Annotated in this window: 6 protein-coding genes; 1 reads left to right on the plus strand and 5 read right to left on the minus strand. The window is 41.5% G+C overall.

Going from position 1 to position 9,187, the window contains the following annotated elements; all coding sequences use genetic code 11:
- Positions 1-377: 377 nt before the first annotated feature.
- The 5 genes from ABFQ95_05840 to traD all read right to left on the minus strand — a co-directional run bounded on the left by ABFQ95_05840 (position 378) and on the right by traD (position 3,713).
- Positions 378-1,046, minus strand: a complete 669-nt coding sequence (locus ABFQ95_05840; protein MEN8237046.1) for a ProQ/FinO family protein — start codon at positions 1,044-1,046, stop codon at positions 378-380.
- A gap of 21 nt (positions 1,047-1,067) precedes the next feature.
- Positions 1,068-1,394, minus strand: coding sequence for a hypothetical protein (locus ABFQ95_05845; GenBank protein MEN8237047.1), 327 nt, complete (start codon positions 1,392-1,394; stop codon positions 1,068-1,070).
- A gap of 176 nt (positions 1,395-1,570) precedes the next feature.
- A complete protein-coding gene (locus tag ABFQ95_05850; protein ID MEN8237048.1) occupies positions 1,571-2,029 on the minus strand; it encodes a hypothetical protein in 459 nt (152 codons plus the stop codon).
- Positions 2,030-3,076: 1,047 nt separating this feature from the next.
- Entirely contained in the window at positions 3,077-3,322 is a 246-nt protein-coding gene (locus tag ABFQ95_05855) for a conjugal transfer protein TraD (GenBank protein ID MEN8237049.1), read from the minus strand.
- Between the two features lie 37 nt (positions 3,323-3,359).
- A complete protein-coding gene (gene traD / locus ABFQ95_05860) occupies positions 3,360-3,713 on the minus strand; it encodes a conjugal transfer protein TraD (protein ID MEN8237050.1) in 354 nt (117 codons plus the stop codon).
- Between the two features lie 269 nt (positions 3,714-3,982).
- Here traD and ABFQ95_05865 point away from each other — a divergent pair, with 269 nt between their 5' ends.
- Positions 3,983-9,106, plus strand: a complete 5,124-nt coding sequence (locus tag ABFQ95_05865; protein ID MEN8237051.1) for a MobA/MobL family protein — start codon at positions 3,983-3,985, stop codon at positions 9,104-9,106.
- The last annotated feature ends 81 nt before the right edge of the window (positions 9,107-9,187 follow it).

Here is a 9,187-nt window from a genome sequence, read left to right on the forward strand (position 1 = left end):
AGTGTTTTGAAAAATCTGTAGTGACTGGAAGGGCAATTTTTGAAAAATAAATCCTTATTTACCAACGGCTTGACGACTTCGTCCGCTGAACTTGGGTTAGGTAACGTAGTGTGCAAGTTCATGACTAAAAAAAACTTGCACACTGTGTTAAATCGAAAGAGGGTAGGGGGCAAATAATTACCGATTAGTGCGCACAACAATTTACCGCTTAATTATTGAATTAACAAGCTGACCGTTATTACCCCAACAATTCCAAGCCCTACAACGATCAGTAGCCAAAATTTTCCTAAAGGCTTACGCTTTTTCTTCGGCATTTCTTGTAGGGTGAGGGGTCTAAAGTCAGAATCCATAATGGGTTTTCAGTTAATTTTAGAATTTCAAGGTTGCCAACTGCGTGCGATCTTGCCCTGGCTTTCAGTTTTCTGCTCTTGTTGGCTTTTTTCTTTTCTTTCCTGCGCCACCAAAGCCTGCTTTTCCTTCATTTTTTCCAATTTCTTCAGAGCTATTTCCTTCTGGTGTGGTGTTACCTCACCACTCTTCTCTCCGTTGAGATCATAACGATGCTCCTGTGCAATTAGAGTTTTAAGATATCGCATGCGCCAGGTGTAGAAAGTTAAGGCACGACGTATGGCTTTTTTGGATGGCATTCCTTCAAAATGTTCAGCAAGCAAATCTTCTTGAATGCCAAGTTTGAGAGGTTTTAGAGTACTTGCATGGAAACATTCGGGGAATCTTTGACACAGCAACTCCATCACCTTCCTGGTTTCTTCATCTCTTTGTTGCCTGGATTTAGGTGGAGTAGGTCCTTTTTTAATTACCTTCTTTTTTGGGGCCTTATAGTATTTTTTCTTTTTACACTTTTTTTTATCGTGTTTACCATCCTTACCAGCTTTCTTATGGTCTTTTTTGCTTTCTTGAGCATCAGCTTCGTTTTGATTAGCGCAGTCAGTATCTTTGCTTTCTTCATTATGCTCAGCTTTCTTGCTTGGCACGTCTTCAGCATTTTTTTTAAAGTTAAGAGTTAGGATTTTGCGCTTTGGTTGCATGGAGGTCTTTCCTTAAGAATGTCAATAATTCTCTTCAATTAATATTTTGAGTTTTCCATTCAGGATCTTATCTTCAAATTCCTGATCAACCCTATATTGTTTCAAGGTATAGTTGCAACCAATTCTCTTGGCTGCATTAAACCTCTTAGCCAGTTTTACCCCAAGTAAGTGCTTAATATCAACTAAATCTTGGCAGATTTGATGTCGCAACCTACCTTTTTTCCCAATTCCGCCATGATAAGTTGTTAACAGCCAACCACTAAGCAGGTCAGGTGCCAACAGCAAATGGTAATAGCGAAATATTTTTTTATCTGTAGAAATTGCATGTAAGGAAAAGTGTGCTCGCATTATTCAGCTTCGTAGAAAAAATAATTTCTGATGTTGTCGCCTAGCACTACCTCTTTTTTTTTAAATGTAGAGTATCTCTCTGGTAGGAATATGCGACGATATTTATGTATTGCGCTATAGTTAATCTCATTTGTGTTTTCCAATAATCATTTGTAATTTATGTTCATCTATTAAATTCATTCGATTTCAATAAATCCATGGTTATAACTCTGTCGGTTTGTTAGTGGCAAAATTTTTAAAGTAGCATAACATTTTTGGAAAAACTTTTTCACTCTTGGTACTGATTTAACTGCATGGGTAAAAGCTGCAAATATTTCCGTTGAGTCTGCAGATTGCCTTCCATAAGGGTCTAAGAATCCTTGGCTGAGTTTCTTGGCAGTCTTTTCGTCAAGTTCCCACTTGTTTCTGTAGTAACCAGGTGACTTCCAGCCCCAGGCAATGGTTGCACAAGCTTTTCCCAAGCAGTCAAAGGCAACGGCACTTACCTTATGGCAATTGCACCTATTTTCAGGGCAATACAAGTCAACAATTTCGTAGACTGAAGGGTTGGGTGAATTAGCTTTTCTAAGCACAACCCGAAACCTATCTTTTGCCGCCAATTCGGGAAATTCTCTGCAAAAGGGAACCATTAACATCTAAGCAATTCTCTTTCAGCTTGTTGAAAGACCCCAGGGTCATTTTGCTATCTGGAAGTCATAATCGCACTTAACAAAGGGATTGACAAGTTTTTACATTCCCTAGTTCTTGAGGAGTTGAGAAATGTGTGCGTTGCAAAAATAATTGTGTTGAACTCCACGTAATGGAGTTATTTTCTGTGCCAATTTTTTCTGTGCCAATTAATGAATGTAAATCAGCATGCAAAGCTGCACCACTAAATAGGACCGTCGAGCGCCACAGCATTACTTGACGTTCGACGTTATCAATACTCCGTGTAATAATCTGCTCCTTCCTAGACTTCTGTGCAAGAGTACTCCACAAACTCCCTCCAACTTTGCTCCATCTCCTCTTCGTAACGATCTGCTTCAGCCTGGCAGCTAGCACAAAAACAGTTTTCCGAATAACTTGATACATCAAGGAACTCTAAACAATCGTTAATAAACATCAAAGTATTGTTCCTAAAACATACCACAGAGACGACATTAACTTATTTTCTGCAAAAACAATGCGAAATGCATACGCTTCTCTAGCGTTTTCTTGAGCCATTTGTGGGGTTAGATGGCTGTTCAAAATGATTTAACAATAATTTTTTTTATTTTTTTGGTTATTTTTGTGGGGTAAAGACAGAGATTTCTTCACCTTTGGACGACATTTTTTGCAGATTAATATCATCTCATTGTCAGATTTTTTATCGAGTAGTGCTTTTGATAAATGACATTAATTTCTAAAAACTCCCGGCTTCTTGTGAAAAATTTTGCTGCAATTTTATACCCAATACATCACTCCGAACATCAGTTTGGAATCATCCAACACCCCGGTCAACAACACCAGTTAGGATTTTTTATCTGATCGTTTAGCCTGTTTTGTGGTAGCTAATTGGGATAATTTGCAATATTTTTGCCTAAGCATCACTGACAATGCAGCAATTTTTTAACATAATTTTTTATCCGTAACTCTCAATTTTAACCTCTATCTTTATCTTTTTTCTGCATTTTTTTCTGTGCTTTGTCATCACTCCTGGCATTTTATTCTGCCAAAGATCGCTTACCTTTTTCAGCCCAAAGCATTTTTTGTTGTGGCAAAGTGTTGAGGTCGCAAGTAGATTTCATCTCAACTAATGCCCCCATTAATGCAGCTACATCTTCAAAAACCTCATCGTCTTTTTGTAAATCTTGCCCAAGTTTGATGGAAAATAGATCGATAAATCCTGATTTAGCTAATAAGCCTCCGAGCTGAATTAGGGTTTTAGTTCTGGCTTTTCTGAAACTCATAGTGCTTTTTTGTAGTTTGCGTTTGAAAGTAGATTGCTCATGCTGATACTGATTTAAGTTTCTGTTGATGGTCTGCAAGCGTTTGCTGATTTTTCGATTTGTTAGATTGTTTTCTTTGCTTTTTTGTAGCTCGCTCTTTTCGAAAAAATTCTCTGCCCACTGTCCTCCATTTTTCTATCTTGTCAGAATCAGGCGAAGATATTTCTTGTTTGAGTTCTAATAAAGCTCCCAGCAAGATCTCCTCATCAACAAATCCCAACTCAGCTTTGAGAATGGTTTGAGCAAGATCTTGGGCTTTTTTTTCGATGAGGCTGTGCCTTTCCTCAAGCAAGGCTTTGATCTTGGAATCGAGTTTATCTAGTTTTCTTTGGTCTACTTTTTGTTGAGACATGTTGAACTCCGCAGGTTTATTGAGGATATTAACACAATATCCTGGCCAGGAAAATAGATAAATCCTGGGTATTTTGGAACCATCACAAACGAGCTATTACATCCCTGTACGAAGAGATTTTGAGGGTTTATAGGCAAAATATGGGGAAAGGAGAAAATCGACCGTTCACTTCAAAATCTTGAAGTGCGCACTTATGCACTATGTGCTTGCGCGCGCCTGCCGCGGGCAGTATATTGTCTTTAAAAGATTTATGAACAGGATTCAAGGCAGTGGCAAATTATCACCTACATGGCAACTTTGTTCAGCGCAGCACTGGTCGCAGTGCTGTTGCAGCATCTGCTTATATTGGCGGTAAGATAATTTTTGAAGAACGTCGCGAATTTACCTATGACTACTCCAAAAAAACCAATGTAATTTACAAAAATATCCTTGCCCCCAAGGGAGCTCCCGATTGGGCTTTGCAGTCAGATAGTTTGTGGAATAAGGTTGAAAACTATGAAGATCAACTGGCCGATGCAAGATTTGTTAGGCAAGAAGCTAGGGAAGCTTATAAGACCTGCGCGCAAACGGCTCAGACTTTTGAAGGGTCTATACCAGTAGAGTTTGATGAAGAGCTTGCCATAGAATCGGTTGAGAAATTTGTAAATGAAAGGTTTGTCTCGCGCGGTTTGGTTGTTGATGTAGCCCTGCATTGGGATAAAGGTAACCCACACTTTCATGCATTGATATCAAGGCGAGCGCTTGAGGATGGAGAGTTTTCGACTGCAAAAGATCGTGAGATATGCACTAAAGCAGCACTGAAGGAAACCAGAGCCCTGTGGGCTGAGGTGTTAAATCATGGACTTGAAAAAATGGGATCACCAGAGAGAGTTGATCATCGATCTTTTAAGGATAGAGGCCTTAAGATTATCCCCACCTATCATGAAGGCTGGGCGGCCAGGCATCGGGTGCAAGTTGGTAAATCGTCACGAATTATTGATGATAATGAAGAAATCCGTCAGGAAAACATCAAGATTTTCAAAGATCATCCAGAAGAGCTAATCAAGCTTGTAGCAGGTAACAAAACAGTCTTTAGCAAAGCAGATTTAGAAGCTGAGATCTTCAAACGAGTAGGCGGTGATCCAGTATTGCACAAAGTGCTGTCAATGAAGGTTGCAGGTGTCGAAATTCCCAATGAGATTGGTAAAACGGCTAATGATGATGCAGTGTATGAACCAGGAGATTCAAATGAGATTGAAAGAAAATTTACCGCTGAGCTGGAGGAAAATGCCAGTAAGCTGAGCGATATTGTGCTAACAACAGATGCCGCCTCATCGCTTGGCAGTGATGTTAGGGGCAGAGAAATTTATACCGCAAAAGGCTTGCAGGAGCAGGAAGAGAAGATTGTTGCTAATGTAGAAACTTTGCTTGCTCGAAGCACCAAGCAAGTTCAGCTTACAGCTGTAGAGCGCTGTATAGCCAAACAAGAGAAACAACTATCCAAGCAGTCTGGCAATAAGATTCAGCTCTCACAGGAACAAACTGCCGCAGTTGAATTTCTAACCACAGGCCCGGATGTTCGGGTGATGATTGGCCGTACTGGTACGGGTAAGACGACAATTATGGCGCCAGTGGTGCGTGCTTATGAAAATGCCGGGTATCGGGTTTTAGGTACAGCCTTTCAGGGCAAGACCACTGAGAATATGCAGCGCGACATTGGTATTAACAGCCATACGATAGATTTTTTTAACTACCGTTGGAAAAAATACCGCAATTATAGTGAATTGATTGCCAAAAAAAGAATACGAGGAGTTACCAAAGACAAAGCGTTGCAGAAGATGCAAGGATATGCTCAGTACAACTTGACCGCCAAGGATGTAGTCGTTGTTGATGAAGCGAACATGATTGATATGAATCGTTGGTCAATCTTGTTAGATGAGGTTGCCAGTAAGGGAGCCAAACTGCTGGTAATTCAAGATCCAAATCAGATTAAGGCCGTGGGCCGAGGTGATGTAGGTCGGGTTTTGCTTGAGCAGAGTGAAGCTACAGAGCTGACAGAAATTTACCGGCAACGAATAGATTGGCAAAAGCAAGCTTCACAGGCTTTAAATCAGCATGACGTTGAGCGTGGTTTAGCGCCTTATATCGACAATGGCCGGGTTGTGTTAAAGGAAGAGGCAGAGTCAGCCAAATGGCATTTGATTGAAGCATATGTACGCGATCACCGAGAAAATGCCAACTCGACTAAGCTGGCGATGGCTTATACCAATAAGGACGTTATGGATTTGAATCTTGGTATCCGTTCACAATTCAAAGCTTTGGGATTGCTTTCAGGGCATTTTGAAATTCATGGCCGGGAGTTTTCTATAGGGGACCGGGTTACCTTTAAGGAAAATGATAATATTGGCATTTATGTGCGGGAGAAGTTTAGCTTGGCGCATTTTTTCAAAGCGCCAAGCCATGGTGTTAAGAATGGAACTTTAGGCAGTATCACCGGTTATAATACCCGATCTGGGGCAATAACGGTGTTGGATGATAATGGTCGTTCGCTGGTATTTAATCCCGCAGGTTATGACAAAATCGATTATGGTTATGCGATTACGGTGAACAAATCAGAAGGTGACACGGTTGATCGCAGTTATCTGTTTTTGGATCCGTTGATGAATGCCAATAGTTTATTGGTAGGCATGACACGGCATCGTGATGATCTTTTTGTCGCAGCAGCCAAGGATCACTTTCCTGAAATGAAGGATCTTGTCTCGAAATTGAGCAAGGGAACTTATAAGAAAATGGTGACGGATTATACGATCACTGAGGAAAACCGTCCCTTTTACCAAAACGTCCGTCACTACCATGATATATCTCAAGAGCGCCATGAATTTTTAAGTAGAGCGCTTGAGAGTGACAGTAAGGAAGAGCAAGATCAATTGTGGTCTGCTTATGAAAGCTTTGGCCAAGTTCTGCAAGAAGCAGCCCTGGAAATAGTTAATAATTGGGATGAGCACCATGTTTTTGCCGCCCAAGCTAATCTGCGGCGTGATGTATTGGAGGTAGCAGCAGGACTGCGGCAGCGGCTGTTAAGTGAGCTAGAGTTGCAGGCTCGCAGTGAGGTTATGGCTTATTTTGATCTATGTGCAGAAAAGAACAAATTATGGTCAACTATCAAGGCAACGCATCCAGGCTCCCTAGCCAAGGAGCATGAGCTTTATCCTAGTTATGATGCTTTAAGGGATGAGTGTTATGCCGCAGCTTATCCAATTGCCAGTACACCGTCCCTCTACAAGCAATTTTTTAAGTTTACCAAGCTAGAAAAAGCCCAAAGCATTGCAGATGATCCTAATTCAGAAGCTGGCCCAGAATTTGAGTACCGGGACAGTTCAGGACGGATTTGGGATAAAATGCCGGCTACCTGGCAGGCTTTACAGGGTCACAGTAAGCAGTATATCGAATCTCAAAGGGAAGATTATTATGTAAATGGGCTTTCAGAGGCAGATAGAGCCGATTATGCTTTGATGCAAGGTTACATGTCGGCAGTAAAGGATGTGGCCAGTTCGTTTCACAGGTTGAAGGAGTTAGATACAGCAGCGGTAACCTCAACTCAGACGCAACGCCAGGTTTATCAAGATGTGTTAGATACAGCGGCTTTAAAGCGGGATCAATTGGCCTTTAAGATTATCGAAGAGGTAGCTGATCCGTATCGTTTCTTGAATCGTTTTGCCACAGACGTAGATAAATTACTCGAGGAGGAGGCAAAATTCCTGCGGTATGCAGTTGCCGGTGAGGTGCGAGGGCATTTGCAGAGTTATACCGAGGCTGAAAGTTACCAAGATCGAATTTATTACGCTGCTAAGTTAACAGATATGGTTTTAGGTAATGATCTGCATAAACCCTCTTATGCTTTGCTCAAGAACCTTGGAGCCGATCCAGCTATGCTTCAGTTTGAGGCCAACATTCATGCATTGATTCTTGATGGTAAGATAGCAGATAAGGATTACAGTAAGGTTTTTGTAAACTTTGAAGAGCACCATGCAGCGAGAGCAGAGAGTTCGTGTCAGTGGAATTTGATTAAATCCCAGGTTCACAAACAAGTTGTAGATCTGCAAGAGGAGCTTTTGCAGGAATACAAGCATGAGGGAGTGCTAGAGCAGGTAATGCCACCACAAGTGACTTCGTCACAAGTGGTATCACCGCAAGTGGAATCGCCACCTACAACACCGTTGCAGGAAATCAGAGGCCAGGTTATCCAGGAGTTAAAGTCAGAGACTCAGGATAAAATTTCTGAAATGCAGATTTTGCAAGAAGTCAGCAAGAAGTTGACTGCCAATGATTGGGTGACCGATAAGTTAGCCATTGAGGGGCAAAATGATAATTCCCCTTATGTGCGTTTGACAGCCCTGCATGCATCTCTGCAAGCAGGAGCTTCAGGGTATTTGCAAGCTGCTGATGTAGCTGTTGTTGAATCTTGGCAGCAAGCAAAAGCTGCTCGGCAACAGGCAGCGTATCATTTGTTAAATAACCGTGAGGAATGCAGCATTGTTGCTCTGGCTAGCAGTAACATAACCAAGCGTTTGTTGGAGGTTGATGCACATGAATATCAAATTAAAACCCTTGTGAGTCAATATTCCCAGGCTGATACTGCGGAAACTAAGTTAACTTTGGCGCAAGAAATTGTTGCTTGGAAGGAGTTTGAACACCGCGAAAACACCAGCAGTACGGTTGTTGAAATCATGTCGCAAGGGGTTCGGTTTGAAGATCTTGAAGCTTTGCAGATTGTGGCAGAGGCCAGAGCTAATGGAACAACTTTTGCCGGAAAAGAATTAGAAAAGTTTGTCGTTACAGCGGAATCGTTTTCGCATTGGAAGCAGGAATATTCGAAAATCTGGCAGCAAATCAGCGCCGACGTCGTGGCTAAAACCGCTCCACTTGAGCTTGAATATGCGCAAGTAAAGCAACAGGTAAAACAATTGGTTGCGGCAATTATTAACGAGCATGCAAGTGGTAAAACATCTGATCAGGATCAACAGGTTAACCAGGAATCGGGGCAAAACGAGCAAACGAATGCAGCAGTAGGAGAGGGAATAAATGGGGATGTCCTTAAAGCTGCGAGCAAGTTAACGAATAGGTTAGAAGCTCAGGTGAAAACAATTTTCAATACGCTTGAGTTTAAACAAGATATTAGTCGAGGTTTAATAGAGCAGTGGTTTGTTGCTGGAGACCGGCAAGTTTTATCTGAGCCAGCTGATAGCCTGCTGCAACAACAATTTTCTTGTTTGCAGGCAGCTGATGCCAAGTTGCATGATAGTTTGCAGCGTTCATTTGCCGACCAAGATATTACGATTAAGGATGGGAAATTTGACAAGGAAGGCATTGATGATTGCAAGGATGGTGATTTCAAGCGCAGGGCTGTTCAGTAAAAGCTTGCATTTTAGGTAAAATTTAGCTTTAGTATTGTCTAACCGTAACAAATGGAGGTTAAGATGTTACTAGAAATTCTC

It is taken from the genome of Pseudomonadota bacterium, from assembly GCA_039714795.1.
Classification (GTDB): domain Bacteria; phylum Pseudomonadota; class Alphaproteobacteria; order JAGOMX01; family JAGOMX01; genus JBDLIP01.

What these genes read in the sequence shown, in the direction of transcription:
- ABFQ95_05840 (MEN8237046.1), bottom strand. Translation starts at nt 1,046, where the DNA reads ATGCAACCAAAGCGCAAAATCCTAACTCTTAACTTTAAAAAAAATGCT.
- ABFQ95_05845 (MEN8237047.1), bottom strand. Translation starts at nt 1,394, where the DNA reads ATGCGAGCACACTTTTCCTTACATGCAATTTCTACAGATAAAAAAATA.
- ABFQ95_05850 (MEN8237048.1), bottom strand. Translation starts at nt 2,029, where the DNA reads ATGTTAATGGTTCCCTTTTGCAGAGAATTTCCCGAATTGGCGGCAAAA.
- ABFQ95_05855 (MEN8237049.1), bottom strand. Translation starts at nt 3,322, where the DNA reads ATGAGTTTCAGAAAAGCCAGAACTAAAACCCTAATTCAGCTCGGAGGC.
- traD (MEN8237050.1), bottom strand. Translation starts at nt 3,713, where the DNA reads ATGTCTCAACAAAAAGTAGACCAAAGAAAACTAGATAAACTCGATTCC.